Genomic DNA, 21120 nt, shown 5'->3' on the forward strand with positions numbered 1-21120 from the left:
CCGCTACAGGTTGAGAGACACGAGATCGGGATTTCTGGTGTATTGTGGTGCCCGGCTACGGGCAGGGAGAAATGATGCTTGCGACAAAGACGGGTGTTGAAGGCTCGGATCAGGAAACGGACGATCGCATAGGGTTGAATCGCGACAGCCTGGCTGATCAGATTTATGCCAAGCTACGCAGTGCCCTGATGACCGCTCGGTATGAGCCCGGTAGCCGTTTAAGCATCCGGAAGCTGGCCGCAAGCTTTAACACCTCGCCGACACCCGTGCGTGAAGCAGTTATGCAGCTCGTAAGAGAGGGGGCTCTGGAACTGCGGTCTGGGTACCAGCCTATCGTGCCGGTTCTATCGATTGCACAGTACATTAAGATCCGCGACACCCGCATACCACTTGAACGGCTCGCCGCTGAACTTAGCACGGTCAATATTACAGAAGAGGGCATCCGCGATCTTCGGGAGATTAATAACAAGTGGATGCAATTGGAAGCTGACGGGGATTGGCAAGCGGCCATTGTTGCCAACCATGAATTTCATTTTACAGTCTATAGGACATCGATGAACGATATTTTGGTTCGCATCATCGAGAACCTTTGGATGTTGTCTTACCCAGTTGTCTATTATCAATATCGGAACATACGCCTGAGCAGGTCTGGAGTGCATCCACATCTGCTGCTGATCGATGCGTTGGAAAGGCGGTCTCCGGCCGAAGCGGGTGAGATGGCGGTGCGCGATTTGCGCGACGGTTCGTCCAGGATTATCGAACTGCTCAATTCCAAGAGAGAGAATCCAAAAAAGATGGTGATATAAGGCCAAGGAGCCTGTTGCCCCAGTCGCCGCAGGTGGCGCTTATATAACTATCAAATGGCAAAACGGTCCGGTGGCTACTGTGCCGCGCGCCAAATCGCTGCTTGCTCGGCGAGGAAGTTTGAGGTTTCGCCGCAGCGATGCCTCTAAAGTGTCTAAGCCGCGCATGTCGGCCAAACTCCCCCCGCTGCAGTGCTGGACGTACTCAGCCCAAATCCTGCCCACGACAGGAACGCTATTCGTGCTTTTTCCACCGGCAGCGAAATTTCGGCGATTCGTAGCTCAACAGCCTTCCCGGGTCGGAAGAGAGCAAAACGGCGAGCTTTGGCCGGTTTGAAGCCGACTGCGTGCGTCCATCTGCCATGATTGTGCGGAGGAAGTTGTAGGGCGACCCCGCTTGTCAAAACGGTGGCAGCCATCGCTGCCTTCTTTGTCGCGGCGCGCAGCCCTCAACTGCCTTAGCAACTCCCGACCCTTTTGATATATCATGGACCACAATCGAAATTACGCCAAACCGCTTTGGCAACGGGAAAGCCAGCCGAGCCTGTTGTCTTAGGAATCCATCGTTTACGAGGCGATTTACCGCTCCACACCGAGCGGTTATGCACTGCCAGTCGAGGGACGCAATGCAGTGGCGCTCCTGATGGGATTTGATCAGACCTCTTCAGAGGGCCATGGCGCGCTTCCGGGGCGCGATCCCGTCGTCGAGGCGGAGACTGCATGGCGCATTCGCCCAGCCTTGCGGACGGCTGTGTGCCCGAGAACCCGACAAGAGCCCGATCGTTCCAAAGTTTCGAGTTGATATATCAAACGAACGCTGCGTGCTCCCGCCAAAAACGTCATTGCCAAGAGCGACAATTATGATATACCAAAATGACAGACCGTTGGAAGGACGGACAGAATGCCGCCACACTCGCAGCTGGCTAAGATGGGGCCGTCGCACTGGCATGCGCCTTCAGTCCCGCGTTAGCAGAATCTGCTAGTGCTGGTCCGGCATCTCCGGAGCATCCATGAAGCCATCGCCGGATGTCCACGACCAGCTTCCGGTCCAAATGCCGATACGGCCAAGTCAATGTTGCGGCCGACTGGCGAATGAAAAGCGCACAGACAAAAAAGGGGAAGACCATGAATATTATGTTGAAATCCCGTCCTTACCCGAACGGGTTGAGGGTCGCCGCGATTGCCGCGTCATTGATCGCTCCAGTCGCGGCTTCCACTTTCGCCTGGGGACAGGACAGGCCCCTCGTGATTGCCCGAAACCTGGACCTGAACTCACTCGATCCCTCGCGGGCGGGTTGCGACACGTGCATGATTTACCTGACGGCTACGTACGAAACGCTTGTTCATCTCGGCAAAGACGGGAGGTCCGTGGAGCCGGGACTGGCAGAGTCATGGGAGGCCAACGAGGACAACTCGGCTTTCGTGTTCAAGCTCAATCCCAAGGCCGTCTTTGCAGACGGTACTCCGGTGGAGGCAAAAGATGTCATCTGGTCCTGGAACAGGCTCATCAATGGCCAAGGCGGGAACGCCTGGACGCTGGGCACGATCAAGTCAATGGAAGCGCCCGACAGCCACACCGTCAAAGTCCAGCTGACCCAGCCGGATGGCGAGTTTCTTGGCAAGGTCATGGTGAGCAGCTCCGGGATCATCAATAGTGATCTGGCCGAGGCACACGGCGCGCGGGCAGGGAAAGACGCCGGCACCGATCCTGCCGAGCCATGGTTCCTGTCCAATTCGGCTGGCAGCGGTCCCTTCGTGTTGGCGGCCTACAGTCCCAATGCGGAGTTGCGATTGAAGCGGAACGAAAAGTATTGGGGGCAACCAGCAGGTGTCGACGAGATACTCTTCAAGCAAGTGAAGGACTCAGTTGCCCAGGCGCAATTGATCCAGAACGGTGATGTCGATATCGCAATGCAGATCGCTCCCGACACGGCAAAAACGATTTCATCCCCTGATGTCGTTGTCGATTCTTTGCCATCGGCAAACTACATCTATATGGCGCTTAGCCCAGGGGCGAAGGCGAACGCCGTCCCCATGACGAAAGAAATCCGACAGGCGATCGCCTATGCGGTTGACTATAAAGGTCTTGTCGATTTCACCGTCGGTGGCGCCGGTCGGCTGCAGCCGTCTCCGGTGCCTAACGAATGGCCAGGCACGCAAGGCTTGCCAGAGCCTGAATCCAACGTCGAGAAGGCTAAGGAACTACTGGAAAAAGCTGGATTGAAGGACGGGCTGGATCTTGAGGCGAAGTTTCCGAACATGAACTATTATGGAGTGGATATGTCCACTCTCATGCAGAAGCTTCAGCAGGATCTGTCCAAGGCCAACATTCGTATCAAGCTTGAACCGCTGACCTTTCCAGTTTGGCTTGATACCGTTCGTGGAGACGGCACGCCACTGACCGCGTCGTTTTATGCGCCTGACTATTATGGGACGGGGCAGTATATCGACAACTTTGGCATGATCCCCGGGACACGGTGGGCAAAGCGGTCCGGCGCCGAGCGCCTCGGATTGCTGAACTCCAAGGAGAAGGAACTGCTGGACAAGGCACTGGCGGCTCCCGAGGCCAAGCGTGACGGATTGTTCAAGCAGGCTGCCATGGAAATGATAGGGGATCGGATCATCATCGGCCTCGTCAATCCCGACAACATTTACGTCTATAACAAACACGTGCAAGGCGTTCGTTACAGCCTCAACGACTTGATGCCACTGCGTGAACTAAGCTTCAAGAAATAGGTTGGCCAAAGTACCGCCAACCCCCAGCCCGAGGATAGTCGATCGGCCGGCGAGGTGCTTCACCCGTCGGTCGATCAAAATTTTACCTGCGGGGCGTTGCACCGGGACGCCGGCCGACATTGTCTGTTGCTGTAAGCTGGCGCTGAATGCTTGGTTCAATCGAGCGTTGGGCCCTTTTTCTGCTTCGCTGCCGTCTTCTTCTTCCCGAGCCGCTGCGTTTCCTTCAACTGTTGAAGGATCAGGTAGGAGCCCTCGCGTGTATCGCGCAAGATCAGGTCGCCGACCTCGCTCGGCGACCTGCGCACGAGCGCATCTATGATCAACACGTGCGGATGCACCTTCGATGCCGCTTGCAGAATGTTTGGATACTGATTGTTCACGAACGGTCCGGAAAGTAGCCACAGGTTCTCGATAATGTGAACCAAGACCTCGTTTCCTGATGCCCGGTAAATCGTAAAATGAAACTCCTGGTTGGCAGCAAGAGCCGCCTTCCATTGCTCCTGCGCCTCAGACTTCACCCAGGTATCGTGAAGTTCGCGCAGCCTTTGGATTTCCTCCTCGGTAATGTTAACTGCGCCCAATTCGGCAGCAAGCCGCTCCAGCGGAGCGCGTGTTTCCCGGATGCTAATGTATCGCGGAATTGACAGCACCGGAACCCGCGGCTGGTATCCAAGCCGCAATTCCAAGGCCCCCTCCCTTACGAGCTGAACAATCGCCTCCCGGACTGGCGTTGGAGACGTATTGTAGCTGACCGCCAGCTTGCGGATGCTCAAACGGGCTCCAGGCCCGTAGAGACCTGTCATCAACGCAAGGCGCAGCCGCGTATAGATTTGTTCCGAAAGGCTATCGCGGTTTCGGTCGATGGCTTCGTCTGCCTCCTGGGCAGCGTCGTCCTCATCGTAGCTCTCGGTAACAGACATCGACTTCCTTTCCCAACGTTCAGCCGATCGGCTTGTCCTGACGGAGGGGCAATCCTTTGTGACCTTCGCTCGGCACAGGAGTTTGCGCCAACCAGTATATTCAAAAAGGCGCCAGAAACACCACAGCGATGTTCCAACGCCGATGGGCAGAGGCTTTGCCTTTATACTATCAGGCCGGCAGGCCCGAGCCGTTCGGCTTCCAGCTGGGCGCTCCAATTGTCCTTCTGTTTGGCCGCAAAGGCGTGGCGGTTGCGGCGCATTTTGCTCTTGGCTTCGCACAGATGATCCGGAACGACTGCTACCGGCTCAGGTCGCCTGCAGAGGTCTGAATCTCTTTGACTGTTTCTCGCGCGATCTGGCCAAGGAGCGTGGCGTCGCTGGTAATGGTCACGATGCGGAACCCCATATCGATCATCCTTGCGGCATAGGCCGGAGCTGCACAGTGGAGGCCGGCGATCAGCCCCCTCTTGCCTGTCTCCTCGACTATGCGCGCAAAGACAGCAAGGAGTCCCGGATCCTCCAGGTCTAAGGTCGGGCGCAGGCCAAACGAGAAGGCCAAATCGCTTGGGCCGACGTAGACGCCGCTAATGCCAGGAACGTCCAGGATTTCATCAAGGTTCTCGACGCCCTGGCGTGTCTCTATCATCGGCAAGATAAGCAGTTCCTCGTTTGCGAATTCCTGATAGAGGTTCCCAGGCTCTCCATAGCCACCCGCGCGAACCGGGCCGTTCGATCGGCTCCCAGCCGGGGGGTAGAGGCAGGCAGCGACGAAACCCCTCGCTTGCTCCGCAGTGTTGATCATCGGGCAGATGACGCCCCAGGCGCCAGCGTCGAGGACTTTGCCGATAATGCCAGGTTCGTTCCACGGAACTCTAACCATGGCCGTCACCGGATAGGCGCCGATCGCCTGAAAGCACTGCACCATGGTGAGGTAATCCTGGACCCCATGTTGAAGGTCCACCGTGATGCTGTGCCACCCGGCCTTGGCCATGACTTCGGCGGAGAATCCCGAGGGGATAGCCAACCAACCGTTTAGACAGGCCTTGCCGCTCGCAAGACGCGCGTTCAGGGCGTTTTTCACAAAAGTCTCCTGTGAGTTTCGGTGGTTTGATATATCTAAAGGCGCTCAGCTCTCGAGACTGAAAGGCCGGCAAAACCTGACCCAACAAGAAACGATTGGACCAAGTCCCCCGATGCGACCTTTTCTACTTGCACCCTCTCGCACAAAATGCAAGTATGATATATCGTTTTACCCAAAATGTGGCCGGCGGCCGCTCTTGGCCTGGCGACAGCCGATCAAAGGCTGGATGGAGTGAATATTATCGGAAGCGATTTAGGCATACCACACGAGGGGAAAACAGTGTCCAAATCCAAAGTGTTCCTAATCACCGGCGCGGCGAGCGGCATCGGCGCGGCGTTGGCCAAGCGGGCAGCCGAAGCCGGCAATACCATTATTCTGGCCGACATCAACTTGGCTGGCGCAACAAGCGTCGCAGAGGGAATTGGGCCGAAGGCAGAAGCTGTTCGGCTCGATATCTGCTCGTCACAGCAATGGGACGACGTTCTCGAAGGAGTCAGGACGAAATTCGGCCGCTTGGATGTGCTGGTCAACAATGCCGCCATTGTCCACACCGGATACGCCCGCGATATGAAGATGGAGCAGCATGAAGACACGATGATGACCAACTTCTTCGGGCCCGTCAGGGGAATGATGGCGGCACTTCCCAAGTTCAAGGCGCAAGGCCACGGTCATCTCGTGACAATATGCAGCATGACCGCCTTCCTGCCTTTTCCGGGCATCGCCAGCTACGCCGCAGCCAAACATGCACTTCGTGCCTATCACCTCGCGCTCGCGCTAGAGGAGCGAGAAAGCCCTTTAAAATTCACGATCGTTCATCCAACGTCGACCGAGACGCCGATGCTCGACAAGGAAGCGGAAGACGACGCGATGGCTTTGTCGTTCGCGGGGACTCCCGTCACCGCTGAGTTTGTCGCTGACATCGTGCTTGAGGCGATACGGAAGAATACGGTCGAGGCGTTTGCACCTCCTGAACGGGGCAAGGCCGTCAAGAAGCTTGGCGCCAGCCCACGCAGTCTTTGGAAAATGATGGAGCGAAACGCCGCGATTGGGGCCGAAAAACTTCGCGCGCGCCGGGCGGCCAAAATAGGCTAGACCGACTAAGGCGGCGGGGGTGATGTTGTGAGTTGTGTAGGGTGGTTCCTTTTGGCGCGACCGCCGGCGGCCGATGCATCGCGTCGGTCGAGTGCAGGGCGGCCACGTGCGGCGTAGATCGCGCCAAGGTTCCGCCTCAGTTCGGCGGAACTGCAGATCGAGTTAGCTCGTCGCGGCTTCTTGGACTTCGATGCGCCCGCCCTGTCTCGGTCAAGGGCCCGCAAAGATCGCAAACCCAACTCATTGCGCTTGGGATTGGGATGCACGGTCCGGCTCGGGGAAGTGGCACGCTACACGGGAATTTCCCAATTCGCGCAGAACCGGATCCTCTGTTGCGCATAGGTCGCGTGCTTTCCAGCAACGCGTTCGGAACCGGCAACCGCTTGGAGGACTGGCAGGATTTGGCAAATCGCCCTGCAGGACGATTCTTTTTCGGCGACGCTCGGTTCGGGGATCAGCCGTCGGAACGGCCGACAACAACGCCACCGTATATGGGTGCCGAGGATTGCCGAAAATTTCTTCCCTAGAGGCGATCTCGACAATCCTTCCAAGATACATGACAGCGACCCTGTTGGATATGTGCCGGACGGTGGAAAGATTGTGAGCGACGAATAGGTAAGCGAGGCCGAGGCTCTCTTGCATTTCGGCGAGGAGGTTTAGGATGCCCGCCTGGATACTGACATCGAGTGCCGAGACGGGCTCGTCGAGGATAATGAGTTTCGGGTTGACCGCGAGTGCCCTCGCTATACCCACACGTTGGCGCTGACCTCCCGAGAGCTCGTGTGGAAAGCGCTGAAGGTGCTCTTTGTTCAGCTTCACCAATTCGATGAGTTCGCGGACGCGGCTCTGCCTCTCGCTTTTCGTGAGATCAAGCAGGCCGAGAGGTTCGGCAACGATTTCGCCAATCCGCATTCGTGGATGTAGCGATGCGAAGGGATCCTGAAATACGACCTGAAGATGCCGGCGCTGCTGGCGCATCTCGTCATTGCTGAGCTTTGACAGGTCGACGCCATTCAAAAGGACTGCCCCGGAGGTGGGTTTGGTCAGCCTCAAAATACACCGCGCAAGGGTCGATTTTCCGCAACCGGATTCTCCGACCAAGCCAAGCGTCTCGCCGCGCATCAGATCAAAACTGACGCCTGCGACGGCTCGTACGACAGGGGCGTCAACGCCGGTCGCAAAGGCACCGCCTAGGCCGAACTCCTTGGTTAGGTTTTGCACGGACAGCAGGGCGAGCGCCGGCGCCTGGCCAGCCGTTTCCGCACCACTATGGGGAGCCGATAGATTTTGGAGAATGTCCATCATGCCGCTTTCCTTGGACTGCGGTATGTCGGAAGGCCATTCGCCAGGTGACATGCGACAGCTGAATTGCCTAGTTTGGTGAGCAAAGGAGATAGCGCGCGACACTTCTCGATGGCGAAACTACACCGCGGGTGAAATGCGCAGCCATTCGGAATTGTTTGTGGCGTCGGGGGTGCGCCGCCGATGTCCGTCAGGCGTCCAATCTCCCCATTTATCTCCGGCAGCGAGCCTAGAAGGCCGCGGGTGTAGGGATGTGCGGGACTGTCGAAAAGGTCGTCGACGCTCGCCTGCTCGACGACCGACCCGGCGTACATCACGGAGACGCCTTCGGCCATTCCAGCAACGACGCCGAGATCATGGGTAATCAGCACCAGCCCAGTGTTGTTGCGATGGCAGAGCTGCTCCAGCAGCTCAAGAATCTGGGCCTGTACCGTGACATCCAAAGCCGTGGTCGGTTCATCGGCGATGATCAAGTCGGGCTTGTTGGCGATCGCGATGGCGATCACCACCCGTTGGCGCATTCCGCCGGAGAACTCATGCGGATATTGCTCCATTCGCTTCTCAGGGAACGGAATTGCCACCTCGGCAAGCAAATCCATGGCTCGCCTGCGGATGTCGGTGTGCGACATCGTGGGGTTGTGAATGCGGATCGCCTCCATAACCTGGTCGCCGACTGTCAAGACAGGGTTGAGTGCGGTGAGAGGGTCCTGAAAGATCATTGCCATTCGGGAGCCGCGCAGCCGTTGCAGCTCTTTCGGAGCGATGCCAACCAATTCGGTTCCGAGCAGCTTCGCAGAGCCGCTGATCAGGGTCGACTGGGGCAGGAGGCCCATGAGCGCGCGCATCGTCACACTCTTTCCCGATCCTGACTCGCCAACCACGCTTATGATCTCGCCCTTTCGCAGCGAGAACGTCACGCCCCTGACAGCGTCCACGTGACCTTCGGGAGTTTCGAAGGCGACTTTGAGGTCTCGAACCTCAAGCAGGACAGCATCGCTCATGAGCCTTTCCTCGGGTCAAGGATGTCGCGCACTCTGTCGCCGATGAAATTCAGCGCCAGCACGACGGTGAGAATGGCTAATCCCGGTGCTGTGGCGATCCACCAGTAATAGTAATTGACGGCACCGTCGGAGACCATAGCGCCCCATTCGGGCGCAGGCGGGGCGGCGCCCAGCCCGATAAAGCTGAGCGAGGCCGCAAGCAGCACGACCTGGCCGAAATCCATCGTGGCGTTGATCAGGATCGGCGTCCAGCAGAGGGGCAGAATATAGCGAGTCAACAGCCTCCGCGGCCTGACTCCGGACGAAATAGCCGCGTCCACATGTTCCATGTGTTTGACGCTTATGACTTGTGCTTGCATCAGCCGGGCATAAAGCGGCCACCACACCACAATCATCGCCAGTGTCGCCGTCCACAGGCCGGGTCCCAAGGACGCTGCTACCGCCATGGCCAACAGCATCGGCGGGAACGACAGCGTTATGTCCACCATGCGCATGATCAAGGTGTTGGTCCATCCTCCGAAAAAACCGGCGATGGCGCCGAGCGCACTGCCGAAAAGAGCACCCGCAACCACCACCGTCGTTGCGATGGGAATCGAATATGAGGCGCCGGCCATTGTTCGGGAGAATACGTCCCGGCCAAGCGAGTCCGTCCCAAACAGATGTGAATAGCTGGGCGGCTGCAGGCGATGCCCGACCATGTCAAGAAACGGGTAAGGCGCCCAGAATTGCGAAGTCATCGCGGCGAAAACCCAGAACAGAATGATGACCAAGCCGATATAGCCCGGCGCGCTCGACCAAAGGTTACGACGGCGCCTCGATCCCGTCCGGGGCAAGTTGGATGGGATGCTTGTCATCTGAATACCTATTGTAGCTTGATCCTGGGGTCGACGGATACGTATGTCAGGTCGGTCACGAGGTTTGTCAGAAGGAAGAACGCGCCACCGAGCAAAGTCACCCCCATGATCGCGGGGTAGTCAAGCGCCCGCGCGGAGTCGACTGCATATGAGCCAATTCCAGGCCAGGAGAAAATCGTTTCGGTCAGAACGGCGCCAGTAAGAAGAAATGCGAACGAATATCCGATGACCGTTATCGCGGGAATGAGTGCGTTCCTCAAGGCGTGATGGAAGAGAACGCCCCTGTCGGTTGCGCCTTTGGCCCTGGCCATCAAAATGTAATCCTGACCGAGAACATCGAGCATGCTGGCGCGGACCAAGCGTGAGATAATACCCGTAATGGACCAGCCAAGCACTGCGGCGGGCAGTATCAGGTGCGACAAAGCCTCGAGGAAGGTCGAAAACTTGCCCTGGAGAAGCGCATCCACTGTGTAGAAGCCTGTGAATGTGTCCAGGGCCGGCGAGCGCGAATCGAGGCGGCCAGGGCCTGGCATTAGCCCGAGTTGAACAGAGAAAATAGACAATGCGGCCAGACCCGACCAAAAGACTGGCAACGAAGAGCCAAGCAGCGCGAACAGCCTGACGAGATGGTCGACTAGAGTGTCACGCATTCTCGCCGCCAGGACCCCCAGCAAGATGCCGGAAGCAGACCCAACCAGCAATGCGGCCACGACGAGTTCCATCGTCGCGGGGAGGCGCTCAAGAAGATCCTGTGACACTGGGCGCTTCGTCCGGAAGGACGTTCCAAGATCGCCGGAAGCGATGTTCTTGATGTACACGACGTATTGCTCGATTGGGCTTCTGTCGAGGCCCCACCTTGCCTTGGCCGCCGCCACGGCCTCCGGGTTGCCGAGCTGCCGTTCCGGTAGGATCGACGTCAAGGGATCTGCCTGTGCCAGATGGGATAGAATGAAAGCGATCGTCACCACGCCAAGCAGCAGCGGAGGCAGGCCGGCCAAACGCCTCAACATATATCTATAAGCTTGCATCAGCTGCTCCTGTGCAGATCCCAGCGGTCATCGCTTTCCAAGTCACGACTTAGGAAGAAATGCCCCGCTGCGTCGGCGATTCTGATGGTGCCATCGCCTATCTCCCCTTGGCGCGCCTGACTGGCAGCACTTTTCATTTGATATATCATAAGTGACAGTTTCGAACGTCTGTCAATTTCTTTTTCAAGGGATGGGCATGTTTTCGGCCAGACCAAGTGGCGCGACAATACCCCACTTGCCGCGACATACCTCAAGGCGCCAGGACTTGGGGCATCGAAGCATGTCAACTGCCTAGTTGCGGCAAAACTAGCCGGGTAAGTCTTGCGGGGGTGCGGGGACTCACCGGCACTCCCATACGCTCCGCAAGGGCGGCACTCCCCGTTGACATGAAGAATCGCTAACGCTATACGATATATCAAACTTATGCTTGGGAAGTCCTTATGAATGCCGCGCGAAACCCACTAGAGGCCCAGATCCCACCATTCGGGGAAATTGAGGAGGCTGCCAAACGCTTAAGGGACGTACTCCCGCGAACCCGCTTGTTTGAAAGCGAAAGCTTGAATCAACGCGCGGGCGGGAGGTTATTGATCAAAGCGGAAACATTGCTCCCGACCGGCAGTTTCAAGGTGCGCGGGGCATGGAACACGGTCTCGCAGTTCTCCAGCGAGGCGAGCCGACATGGCATCGTGGCGCTTTCTTCCGGCAATCATGGCCAAGCGGTCGCCTGGGCTGCACGCAAAGCTCGGATCGCGCGGACAGTCGTCTTCATGCCATCAACCACCCCGGCTGCCAAACTCGATCGAACGCGCGCATGGGGCGCCGAAATCAGGCTGTTCGACCGGGACAGCGCGGATAGGCAATCGCTCGTTGAAGGCGCCGTCGAGAATGAGGGTCTGCATTACATACCGGCGTTTGACCATCGGCACGTCATCGCCGGCGCCGGCACCGTCGCGCTTGAGGTCGCAGAGGAATTAGCGGGCACCGCCATAGACACGTTCGTCGCCGCGTGCTCGGGCGGTGGGCTCATGGCCGGCTGCGCGCTCGCCATGGAAGCGCTTTCCCCAGCTACTGAAGTATGGGGGGTCGAGCCCGAGGGCTATGACGACACCGCGCAGAGCCTGCAGCAAGGGCACATCGTAACGCTTCCGGCCACAAGTCGCAGCATCTGCGATGCCATTCTCTCCCCATCTCCTGGTCCGCTAACGTTCCAGGTCAACAAGAGGCTCCTCTCTGGTGTGATGACGGGCACCGACGGGCAGGCAATGCAAGGCATGAAAAGCGCTTTTGAGGAGTTCGGCTTGGTGGCCGAGCCGGGCGGCGCCTTGGCTCTTGGAGTCGTGTTGGCCGATCGCGAGCGGACCGCTGGGCGCACAACTGTGGTCGTCTTGAGTGGCCGAAATGTGGACCCGGGCATCTACGCCGACGCGATACTGGCCACATAACAAATGTGAGGAAGAGACGATGTCTACCCAAGACAGATTACAGGAGCTTGGCATTGAGCTTCCGCCAACTGTGCCAGCTTCTTATACCTACGTGCCGTTCAGGAAAATCGACAGGCTGATCTTCATTTCGGGGCAAGTCCCGCGTTTGTCCGACGGCTCCTTTCTGACAGGGAAGGTGGGGCTCGACTGCAGCTTTGACGAGGCCCGCGAGGCCGCGCGGCTTTGCGGCAAGCATCTGCTGTCAATTGCACGGTCCGTGACAGGTTCACTCGATGACATTGAGTTCCTGAAAGTATTCGGCATGGTAAATGCGGTTCCCGATTTTCGCGACCACGCCCGGGTGATGGAAGGGTGCTCGCAACTTCTGGTGGAAGTCTTGGGGAATCGCGGCCGCCATGCCCGCTCCGCGGTTGGCATGGGATCGCTGCCGGCGAACGTCCGGATAGAGATCGAAGCGGTGATAGCAATCGTCAATTGAAATACGGCCTGTCGCTCAGTACAAGGCCGGAATTGGAGCTTTTTGCGGGGTGAAGAAGTTTGTCGACGATCCGGAAATACTCTCGCGAGAGTGGGATGTCATTGTCATAGGGACAGGTGTCGGGGGCGCAACAGCAGGTTATGCTCTTGCCAAGGCCGGACAGTCAGTCCTCTTCTGCGAGAGGGGACGATATCATGTCGACTCGCCGGATTCATTGGCGGGAGACTGGCTGGAGGCTCTGACAGGGAGTGGATCAGGCGGCCTTACCGCTGAACGGAAGCGTCGCGGCGCGTGGAAAGCAAATTCGCCTGTCCGGCAGGAAGGTCATTCTCGCCGCCGGAGCCGTGCACACGCCTGCTATTCTCTTGCGCTCGAATGGAGCAGGCGGTCTCGCCAATGGCTCTGGCCAGGTGGGCAGAAACCTCATGAGGCATTTCGTCGATTATTACATCGTCTATACCAAGACGCGATATACGAGCGGCCCACAAAAGCAAATTGCCATGAATGATTTCTACTCGATCGATGGCATGAAACTCGGGACGATCCAGTCAAACGGACGAATGCCTCCGGCCAGAAGCATAGCGGCCGGGTTCAAGGAGACGTTGCAGGACGTCTGGCGACCCCTTGGCCATCTGTATCCTGTCATCCGAGCGGTCGGAGAGTTTCGCGTTCGGCGCATGTGGTCGAGCGCACATGCTCTTGTATCGTTCCTGGAGGATCTGCCGTATCAGTCCAACCGTATCGGGCTCTCGGAAGACAAGCAGAACATCACACTCGAATACTCAATTGGACCGTTCGAAGCGAGGCGCCTGGCGCAGTTCAGATTGCATATCGCAAACGCGCTCAAGCCGCTCAAATTCAAGAAGATCTATCGCGCCAGCGAGAACCGGGTCCTAGCCCATGTCTGCGGAACATGCCGGTTCGGCATTGATCCGCAGACCAGCGTCTTAAATCCCGACAATCGCGCCCATGAGATCGAGAACCTCTACGTGGTCGATGCTTCCTTTTTTCCCACCAGTGGCGGGATCAACCCGTCGCTGACAATCGCCGCAAATGCACTGCGCGTGGCTGACCGGATAGTTGCGCTCCATGATGGCGCCGCATCCCGTGTCGCCGGCAACCCACCAAACATTGTGGAAGCCAGGAAGCATTCGTAACCTACATGGATCCGATCAGGAAGGGAATTGCTTTGACCATCAAAGAAATCGAGAAGTCCATGTTTGCCATATCGGAAGAATGGCTCGCCAAACACCGTGAAGAGATAATGGAGCCCGACCTTCCAATCATCGACGCTCATCATCACCTTTGGGATAGAGGCCACCGTTACATCCTGGCGGATATGCTCGCGGATATAGATGTGGGCCACAATATCGTCGGCACGGTCTATGTCCAATGCCGCTCAATGTATCGCGAGGGAGGTGATCCTGACTTGGCGCCAGTTGGCGAGGTCGAGTTCGCAAACGGAGTAGCCGCCTGTGCTGCGAGCGGTACCTATGGGAATGTCAGGGTCTGCTCAGGAATTGTCGGATTTGCCGACCTGTTTTTAGGGGAACGTGTCGACCGCGTCCTTGAAATGCAAATGCAACGCGGCGGAGAGCGGTTCAAGGGCGTAAGGCATGTTTCGCCCTGGGACGCTGATCGAACCATCAAATCGACCCCGCTCGACTATCCCCCGCGGCTGCTGATGGATCCAGCTTTCCGGGCCGGGTTCTCGCGTCTGGAGCGATATGGACTATCCTTTGACGGCTGGCTCTATCATCCGCAAATCGCCGAATTTGCGGATCTGGCGCGGACTTTTCCCGGAACCACCATGATACTCGACCATCTTGGCGCCCCCCTGGGGATCGGGGTCTATGCCGGCAAGAGGGATCAGGTTTTCGCTGACTGGAAAGCGAGCATGCAAGAGCTTGCCCTATGCAAGAACGTATATGTAAAGCTTGGGGGGCTAGGTTTGCACATAGTCGGCCTTGATCTTGATTTCCAACATCTGGACAAACCATCGACGTCTGCCGAGCTCGCCCAGGCGTGGCGCCCTTACATCGAAACGGCGATCGAATTGTTCGGCCCCGACAGGTGTATGTTCGAGTCAAATTTTCCGGTAGATAAAAGATCATATAGTTATCATGTCCTTTGGAATACATTCAAACGGATAGCAAGCAGCTATTCAGCATCGGAAAAGGCTGACCTTTTCAGCAAAACTGCCAAGAGAGCTTACCGGCTGCAAGAAATTCCATGAGGCAGGGTCCAATAGAGGTTGAAGCGAGGGCCGATGACCAAGCAACACAGTGCTGACGAGATCGCCGCAAAGTTGCGTGAGGTTGACGTGACGATGTCTCAAGGGCTCAGCGTCGCTGAAGCGGTTCGGCTGATAGGCGTGACGCAAGCGACGTACGAGCGGTGGCTTCGGGAATATCACGCCCAAACGAACCACCAGTTGTTGCGCTTGGAGGAATTGGAAGCCGAGAACACCCAGCTTAGACAAACGGTTGCTGAGCTGACGCGGGAAAATATGATCCTGGCCGAGGCTGCGCGCGGAAACTATTAAGCCCGCTCCGGCTCTCAAGTGGTCAGACGCGCGGCGTTCAAGCCGGGCCTATTCAGGCAAAACAAGGAGGCAGTTGGTGAAAGCAGTTGTATATGAGACTTTTTCGGGACTGCCAGAGATCAAGACTGTCCCCGACCCGAATGGAAGCGCGGGCGGCGCGGTCATAAAAGTCGAGGCTACCGGTGTGTGCCGCAGTGACTGGCACGCCTGGGTGGGACACGATCCCTCTATCGTCCTGCCGCATGTGCCTGGACACGAGTTCGCCGGCACCGTGGTGGCGACAGGCAAAGACGTCACGCGGTGGCAGGTTGGCGATCGCGTCACGATGCCATTTTCGTCAGGCTGCGGCCACTGCCATCAGTGCCGGACCGGCCATCAGCACATTTGTGACGTGCCATTTACACCTGGATTCTCGCATTGGGGATCCTTCGCCCAATTTGTCGCCGTCGAGCAAGCCGACTTGAACCTCGTCCGCCTGCCCGACGCGCTCGAATTCAAGGCCGCGGCAAGCCTCGGCTGCCGTTTCGTCACTTCGTTCCGGGCCGTCGTCGAGCAGGGGCGTCTGAAGCCGGGCCAATGGCTGGCGGTCTACGGATGCGGCGGCGTCGGGCTGTCGGCTATCATGATCGGCCATGCCATGGGCGCCCAGGTCGTTGCGGTGGACATCACGGCCGAAAAGCTCAGCCTTGCGAAGTCCCTCGGCGCGACCATCTGCATCAACGCCAGTGATTTCCAGAACGTCCCAAAGGCGGTCGTCGAGGCCACCGGCGGTGGGGCACACGTTTCCATGGACGCGCTTGGAAACAAAGTCACCTGTTTCAATTCGGTCAAGAGTTTGCGCAAGCGCGGACGTCATATCCAGGTCGGTCTGACCCTCGGGTCTCAGAGCTCTCCCGAGATACCAATGGAAGACGTCATCATGGGGGAACTGGAGATCTACGGAAGCCTCGGCATGCAATCTCACGCCTATGAGCCGATGTTCACCATGATCGGTCAGGGACTGCTTCCTATCGACCGCCTCATCGGTTCCACCACCGATCTCGCGGGCGCCATCACAGCTTTGATGAAGATGGACAAGATGGATGTGCCGGGCGTGACTGTGGTCACCGACTTTGGTGATTGATCCCCAATTTTATGCAACTTTGGGTCCAACCCCATCGTCGTGAAAGGGATAGTGGGAAGTGCTTATACATGGGGGAAATTCTTGGCGGCGAATGTTGACAAGCGCACATTCTGCATACCTGGCGAGTGAATTGCGCCATCTAAGTTGCAGGCCAAACTTGTAGGTCGACCCGTCTATTCCCGATTCGCCCCCTGACCTGCGGCAGACCGCCACCGCAGGCGATCTTTTGCAAAAGCTGAGCGCGGCTGTTTCAAATATTGCGGAATGACCCCCAAGGTGGGCATGTCCGCCACGATATGGGGAGTTTTCGATGCCTGAGCATCAGTTGAGCAACGCAAAGATGAACGGTGCCGAAAGCTTGGTTCGGACGCTGCTCGCATCAGGGGTTGACACATGCTTTGCCAATCCGGGCACGAGCGAGATGCATTTCGTGGCAGCGCTCGACCAGATACCGGGAATGCACTGCGTTCTGGGCCTTCAGGAGAACGTCGTCACCGGTATGGCCGACGGCTATTTCCGGATAGCAGGAAAGCCCGCCTGCACGCTGTTGCATTGCGGGCCTGGCCTGAGCAACGGGCTCGGCAATCTCCACAACGCCCGCCGGGCAAAAAGTGGCATTGTCAATATCGTCGGTGACCAGGCGACATATCACCGGCCCTTCGATGCGCCCCTAACTGCCGATACCGAAGCACTCGCCCGCACGGTTTCCGGATGGGTTCGTACCAGCTTGTCATCGGCAAATGTCGGGCGCGATGCCGCAGTGGCTGTGCAGGCAGCGCACGCGGGCGGCGGTAGCATCTCGACGCTAATCTTACCCTCCGACGCATCATGGGACGAAGGCGGTGAAGTGGCTGGGCCTTTGCCAAAAGCAGGCTTCTCGCCGATGGATCCGTACGCGGTCGAAGGTGCAGCTCACATCCTCCGCGACAACAAGGACGTGCTGCTGCTTTTGGCTGGCGGAGCCGTTCTCGCGCCGGCGCAGGCACTCGTCGACCGAATTGCGCGCGCCACCGGCGCCAGCGTCATGGGGGATTTCGTGAACGCGCGGCTGGAGCGCGGCCAGGGGCGCATGCGTCTAGAGCGTGTGCCTTATACTACAGATGTGGCGGTGAATGCCCTGGCGCGTTTCCGCCACATCATTCTCGTCAACGCCCGTGCTCCAGTCGGCTTCTTCGCCTATCCGGGCAAGCCTTCCCGCCAGTATCCCCCAGATGCCCAGATCCATGTTCTCACTCGGCCCGAGCAGAATCCAGTGGCTGCATTGGAGGCACTTGCCGCTGCGCTAGGTGCACCCAAAACCGCAGCCTTTGTCTCGGGGCGCCGGCCTGAACTGGTCACTGGCAAACCATCTCCAGAGGGTTTGGCCCAGACACTGGCCGCTGTGATGCCGGAGCACGCAATCATATCCGACGAAAGCGTCTCATACGGGCGGGGCTTCTACCAACACACTTTCGATGCGCCGCCGCATGATTGGCTTCATCTGGCGGGGGGCGCCATAGGCGATGGGCTTCCTGTAGCGACAGGTGCAGCAATAGGAGCGGATGGCGATCGCCGCGTCATCAGCCTCCAAGCTGATGGGTCGGCTATGTATTCTCTACAATCACTTTGGACGCAGGCACGTGAGCGACTGCCCTGCACGACGATCATCCTAAGCAACAGAAAATACAATATACTAATCGGCGAGTACAAGGGCGTCGGGGCGGTGCCTGGGAAGATTGCCATGGATATGCTGGATCTGTCGAACCCTGACATCGATTGGGTCAAGCTCGCAAACGGGATGGGCGTTGAAGCAGCTCCCGCTACCACACTCGAACAATGCGCTGACCTGATGCGGCAAAGCTTCAAGCAAAAAGCTCCGTTTCTGATCGAATTGGCCATCTAACATGACAGCGAGCGTTTTCATTGATCTGTGACGTCAGCAGTTAGTTTCGAACGCTAAAGGTCCGCAGGATCTGAGGAGTATGACAGGCCATGCGTTCCGACAAGGTCGCGGCCAGGAGAGGCTCGTTCTATGCACACGCTTCCTAAGCGATAGGACAGCGAGGGCGAAATGGAGGTCTAAGCGGGCTCGGCACTTCGCCTTTCAGGATGATGCGATCGCGCGGGCGCGCTCGCGCGGCGGATCGGCCAGCGGCACCGACATCAGGGCTTGCGCATAGGCGTGCGGTGGTCTCTCGTAGAGTTCCGCCTCAGGTGCGATCTCAATGAGCTTTCCCAGATACATGACCGCCACGCGGTGTGATGGCGCACAACCGATCACGTGCGATGAAGACAAACCGTTGACAACGCGCTTAGCGGTCGGGTATTAAACCTAATCGTTTAGGTTCAGGCTGTGGGCTGACCTTGGCGATGGAGGATGGACCCTTGGCAAGATCAACGATGCGCGACATCAGTCGCGCCACAGGCCTGTCTGTGTTCACGGTGTCGCGCGCCCTCAGCGGAGCCGACGGGGTCTCCGCGGCAAGTCGACAGCAGGTGCTGACGGCTGCGCGCGACCTCGGATATGTGCTCAACCGCGCGGCCCAGGAATTGCGTCGGGCCAGCCGAGACTCGGTTGCCGTTATTACCGCAAGTACCTCCAATTCCTATTATCTCGACCTGATGGCAGGCATACAGCAGGCCCTGGAACCTTCAGAATGGACGGTGGTTGTCGGCGACGTCGCGGTCAACGGCCTGTATGACGCCCGTCTGGAGGACAGGATGATCCACCGCTTAATCGAGTCGAGGACCGCCGGCGTGATTTCGACCCTGACGCTGACGGCCGAGAACACGCGACTGCTTGAGCGCTGGGACATTCCGCTGGTCTTTGTCGACTCCTCGCCGCCTGCCGAGGCCTCGCATACGCCAAGTGTGACGACCGACAATTACAACGCCAGTCTGATGGTGGGCAAACATCTCGCCGATCATGGGTACAAGGACTGGCTGTTTCTGGTTTATCCGTCAAAATGGTCGACGCGCTTCGATCGTGAGCGCGGCATACGGGAGGCAGCGCGGAGCCACGGGGCCGACCTCTTGGTCCTGGAATCGGAGAACGACGCACAGTCGGGTTACAGCACATTGGCGCGCCATCTCGACGTGACCGGCAAGATTCCGCGCGCGCTGATCGCTGGCAATAACCCGCTGTTGCTAGGCTCCATGAAACTTGCCGCTGAAAGGCGCATCGCAATACCGCAGGAAATGGCTGTTGTGGCCTATGACGAATTCGCCTGGTCGGAGCTTACCGATCCGCCGATGACGGTGTTGAACGAGCATAGCGAGCAGATCGGACGCCTCGCGGCAGTGACCCTGCGCAGGATCATTGACAAGCAGGTCGAAGCCGAGAAGCAGGGCAAGGTTGCGACCCCGATCTATCTTCCCGAGGATCAGCAGCGTGTGCCTGCCCGTCTGACAATTCGCAGCTCCTGCGGGTGTTCGAGAGACGGAGCCCATGCCCGCGGACCGATGGCCTCGCAAGCAGCCTAACGACAACTAGAATTGGAAAGATGATGACCGATGTTTCGCCCGGACCTAAACGATTAGGGTACTCGAAACTCGGAGTCTGACCGCGGTGATTGTCGCGGCTCGGCAGTCGAGGAAACCGAATTCGCCGTCACATCACGACGGCAGACAACAAGGAGGAAAACCCATGAAAGCAACCACTAGTATCCGGCTACTTGCCGCCGCATCCCTTCTGACGCTCGGCCTATCCTGCGGGGCATCACCGGCAGGGGCCGAAGGCAAGCTTCCCAGCAAGATCGAGAAAATCGGCCTGATGGTGCAGGACATGTCCAATCCGTTCTTCTCCGCCATGACGAAAGGCGCGGAAGATGCAGCCAAGCAGATCGGCGCCACCGTCAACGTGCAGGACGCGCAACTCGACCTGGCCAACCAAAACACCCAGATCGACGCCTTCATGCAGCAGGGCGTCAATCTGATCGTCATTTCTGCGGTAGACGAAGCCGGCATCGAGCCGGCTATCCAGCGGGCCAAGGAGGCCGGCATCATCGTCATCGCAGTCGATACTCCGGCTCACGGCGCCGACGCGGTGATCATGACCAATGCCGTACAGGCGGGCGAGAAATCATGCGAGTACCTCTTCCAGCAAATGGGCGGAAAGGGTCAGGTGCTCCTGGTGGATGGCACGCCCATCCAGACGATCATCGACCGCATCAATGGCTGCAAGGCGGTCGCCGCGAAATTTCCCGACATCAAGATCGTTGGCCAGCAGGCCTCGAAGAATGACCGCGCCTCGGGCCTCGCCGTGACGACCGACATGCTGACCGCCAACCCGGATGTCGCGGGTATCTTCGGCATGAACGACCCCTCGGCGCTCGGGGCAGTGCTCGCTGTCGAACAGGCCGGCAAGACCAGCCAGATCAAGGTCACCGGCGTGGACGGCAGCCCCGAAGCGGTCGCCGAACTGAAGCGGGAAGGGTCGCCGTTCATCGGCTCCGCCACGCAGAACCCGGCGGAGATGGTGCGCCAGGCGGTCAAGGTCGCGCAGGACATGATTGCCGGCAAGGCGCCGAAGGACAAAACCATCCTCATCGAAAGCGTTCTCGTCACTCGCGACAACGTCAGCCAGTATCCCGGCTGGTAACCATCTCCCAGACCAGCCCGGGGGGGGGGGGGGGGGGGGGGCGGCCCCCCCCCGCCCCCCGCGCTGGGGCGGGGCGGCCCGCCCCCACCCACGGGGGGTTTTAGATTGGCTCGAGACAGCGGCCGCGGGGGCGACG

Annotated in this window: 17 protein-coding genes and 4 pseudogenes; 14 read left to right on the plus strand and 7 right to left on the minus strand. The window is 58.4% G+C overall.

Annotated features, from left to right (window positions below):
- The first annotated feature begins 74 nt into the window (after nt 1–74).
- Nucleotides 75–806 (plus strand): GntR family transcriptional regulator, encoded by a 732-nt coding sequence (locus NKJ18_RS25600; RefSeq protein WP_352760272.1) that lies wholly within the window; start codon nt 75–77, stop codon nt 804–806.
- 1122 nt (nt 807–1928) lie between these two features.
- On the plus strand, nt 1929–3539 hold the full coding sequence (locus NKJ18_RS25605; protein ID WP_352760274.1) for an ABC transporter substrate-binding protein: 1611 nt from the start codon (nt 1929–1931) through the stop codon (nt 3537–3539).
- A gap of 155 nt (nt 3540–3694) precedes the next feature.
- Here the strand turns inward: NKJ18_RS25605 and NKJ18_RS25610 are convergent, their stop codons facing one another.
- Nucleotides 3695–4459 (minus strand): GntR family transcriptional regulator, encoded by a 765-nt coding sequence (locus NKJ18_RS25610; RefSeq protein WP_352760277.1) that lies wholly within the window; start codon nt 4457–4459, stop codon nt 3695–3697.
- 298 nt (nt 4460–4757) lie between these two features.
- Entirely contained in the window at nt 4758–5540 is a 783-nt protein-coding gene (locus NKJ18_RS25615) for an HpcH/HpaI aldolase family protein (RefSeq protein ID WP_352760280.1), read from the minus strand.
- Nucleotides 5541–5819: 279 nt separating this feature from the next.
- Between NKJ18_RS25615 and NKJ18_RS25620 the strand changes: the two genes are divergently transcribed.
- Nucleotides 5820–6632: an SDR family NAD(P)-dependent oxidoreductase gene (locus NKJ18_RS25620; RefSeq protein ID WP_352760282.1), complete on the plus strand. Its 813-nt coding sequence runs from the start codon at nt 5820–5822 to the stop codon at nt 6630–6632.
- Between the two features lie 240 nt (nt 6633–6872).
- Here the strand turns inward: NKJ18_RS25620 and NKJ18_RS25625 are convergent, their stop codons facing one another.
- From NKJ18_RS25625 to NKJ18_RS25640, 4 genes are all read right to left on the minus strand, one after another.
- Complete coding sequence (locus tag NKJ18_RS25625; RefSeq protein ID WP_502906177.1) at nt 6873–7937, minus strand: ABC transporter ATP-binding protein; 1065 nt, start codon at nt 7935–7937, stop codon at nt 6873–6875.
- Nucleotides 7934–8935, minus strand: coding sequence for an ABC transporter ATP-binding protein (locus NKJ18_RS25630; protein WP_352760285.1), 1002 nt, complete (start codon nt 8933–8935; stop codon nt 7934–7936). Before NKJ18_RS25630 ends, NKJ18_RS25625 begins: the two co-directional genes overlap by 4 nt.
- Nucleotides 8932–9705, minus strand: coding sequence for an ABC transporter permease (locus tag NKJ18_RS25635; protein WP_352760288.1), 774 nt, complete (start codon nt 9703–9705; stop codon nt 8932–8934). The genes NKJ18_RS25630 and NKJ18_RS25635 overlap by 4 nt, the downstream gene beginning before the upstream one ends.
- 92 nt (nt 9706–9797) lie before the next feature.
- The gene (locus NKJ18_RS25640) at nt 9798–10817 is read right to left on the minus strand and encodes an ABC transporter permease (protein WP_352760291.1); all 1020 of its coding nucleotides are present in this window, start codon (nt 10815–10817) and stop codon (nt 9798–9800) included.
- Nucleotides 10818–11356: 539 nt separating this feature from the next.
- Here NKJ18_RS25640 and NKJ18_RS25645 point away from each other — a divergent pair.
- From NKJ18_RS25645 to NKJ18_RS25680, 9 genes and pseudogenes are all read left to right on the plus strand, one after another.
- Nucleotides 11357–12259 (plus strand): threonine ammonia-lyase, encoded by a 903-nt coding sequence (locus NKJ18_RS25645; protein ID WP_352760294.1) that lies wholly within the window; start codon nt 11357–11359, stop codon nt 12257–12259.
- Nucleotides 12260–12278: 19 nt separating this feature from the next.
- Nucleotides 12279–12737, plus strand: coding sequence for a RidA family protein (locus tag NKJ18_RS25650; protein WP_352760297.1), 459 nt, complete (start codon nt 12279–12281; stop codon nt 12735–12737).
- A gap of 49 nt (nt 12738–12786) precedes the next feature.
- Nucleotides 12787–12915: pseudogene (locus NKJ18_RS25655) on the plus strand (FAD-binding protein); the annotation flags it as partial.
- Between the two features lie 70 nt (nt 12916–12985).
- Nucleotides 12986–13165: pseudogene (locus tag NKJ18_RS33040) on the plus strand (GMC family oxidoreductase N-terminal domain-containing protein); the annotation flags it as partial.
- 453 nt (nt 13166–13618) lie between these two features.
- A pseudogene (locus tag NKJ18_RS33045) lies at nt 13619–13816 on the plus strand (GMC family oxidoreductase); the annotation flags it as partial.
- A gap of 83 nt (nt 13817–13899) precedes the next feature.
- Entirely contained in the window at nt 13900–14973 is a 1074-nt protein-coding gene (locus NKJ18_RS25665) for an amidohydrolase family protein (protein ID WP_352760301.1), read from the plus strand.
- A gap of 33 nt (nt 14974–15006) precedes the next feature.
- On the plus strand, nt 15007–15282 hold the full coding sequence (locus NKJ18_RS25670; RefSeq protein WP_352760303.1) for a transposase: 276 nt from the start codon (nt 15007–15009) through the stop codon (nt 15280–15282).
- 76 nt (nt 15283–15358) lie between these two features.
- Entirely contained in the window at nt 15359–16405 is a 1047-nt protein-coding gene (locus NKJ18_RS25675) for a zinc-dependent alcohol dehydrogenase family protein (protein WP_352760306.1), read from the plus strand.
- 310 nt (nt 16406–16715) lie between these two features.
- Nucleotides 16716–18287: an acetolactate synthase large subunit gene (locus NKJ18_RS25680; protein WP_352760308.1), complete on the plus strand. Its 1572-nt coding sequence runs from the start codon at nt 16716–16718 to the stop codon at nt 18285–18287.
- A 154-nt stretch (nt 18288–18441) separates the two neighbouring features.
- Here NKJ18_RS25680 and NKJ18_RS25685 read toward each other — a convergent pair.
- Nucleotides 18442–18647: pseudogene (locus NKJ18_RS25685) on the minus strand (ABC transporter ATP-binding protein); the annotation flags it as partial.
- 137 nt (nt 18648–18784) lie between these two features.
- Here NKJ18_RS25685 and NKJ18_RS25690 point away from each other — a divergent pair.
- Nucleotides 18785–19867, plus strand: coding sequence for a LacI family DNA-binding transcriptional regulator (locus NKJ18_RS25690; protein WP_352760310.1), 1083 nt, complete (start codon nt 18785–18787; stop codon nt 19865–19867).
- Between the two features lie 163 nt (nt 19868–20030).
- Nucleotides 20031–20984, plus strand: coding sequence for an ABC transporter substrate-binding protein (locus NKJ18_RS25695; RefSeq protein ID WP_352760312.1), 954 nt, complete (start codon nt 20031–20033; stop codon nt 20982–20984).
- Nucleotides 20985–21120 lie beyond the last annotated feature (136 nt).

It is taken from the genome of Mesorhizobium sp. M0217, assembly GCF_040321955.1.
In the GTDB taxonomy this organism is placed as follows: Bacteria; Pseudomonadota; Alphaproteobacteria; order Rhizobiales; family Rhizobiaceae; genus Mesorhizobium.

What these genes read in the sequence shown, in the direction of transcription:
- NKJ18_RS25600 (WP_352760272.1), top strand. Translation starts at nt 75, where the DNA reads ATGCTTGCGACAAAGACGGGTGTTGAAGGCTCGGATCAGGAAACGGAC.
- NKJ18_RS25605 (WP_352760274.1), top strand. Translation starts at nt 1,929, where the DNA reads ATGAATATTATGTTGAAATCCCGTCCTTACCCGAACGGGTTGAGGGTC.
- NKJ18_RS25610 (WP_352760277.1), bottom strand. Translation starts at nt 4,459, where the DNA reads ATGTCTGTTACCGAGAGCTACGATGAGGACGACGCTGCCCAGGAGGCA.
- NKJ18_RS25625 (WP_502906177.1), bottom strand. Translation starts at nt 7,937, where the DNA reads ATGATGGACATTCTCCAAAATCTATCGGCTCCCCATAGTGGTGCGGAA.
- NKJ18_RS25630 (WP_352760285.1), bottom strand. Translation starts at nt 8,935, where the DNA reads ATGAGCGATGCTGTCCTGCTTGAGGTTCGAGACCTCAAAGTCGCCTTC.
- NKJ18_RS25640 (WP_352760291.1), bottom strand. Translation starts at nt 10,817, where the DNA reads ATGCAAGCTTATAGATATATGTTGAGGCGTTTGGCCGGCCTGCCTCCG.
- NKJ18_RS25650 (WP_352760297.1), top strand. Translation starts at nt 12,279, where the DNA reads ATGTCTACCCAAGACAGATTACAGGAGCTTGGCATTGAGCTTCCGCCA.
- NKJ18_RS25665 (WP_352760301.1), top strand. Translation starts at nt 13,900, where the DNA reads ATGGATCCGATCAGGAAGGGAATTGCTTTGACCATCAAAGAAATCGAG.
- NKJ18_RS25670 (WP_352760303.1), top strand. Translation starts at nt 15,007, where the DNA reads ATGACCAAGCAACACAGTGCTGACGAGATCGCCGCAAAGTTGCGTGAG.
- NKJ18_RS25680 (WP_352760308.1), top strand. Translation starts at nt 16,716, where the DNA reads ATGCCTGAGCATCAGTTGAGCAACGCAAAGATGAACGGTGCCGAAAGC.
- NKJ18_RS25690 (WP_352760310.1), top strand. Translation starts at nt 18,785, where the DNA reads ATGCGCGACATCAGTCGCGCCACAGGCCTGTCTGTGTTCACGGTGTCG.
- NKJ18_RS25695 (WP_352760312.1), top strand. Translation starts at nt 20,031, where the DNA reads ATGAAAGCAACCACTAGTATCCGGCTACTTGCCGCCGCATCCCTTCTG.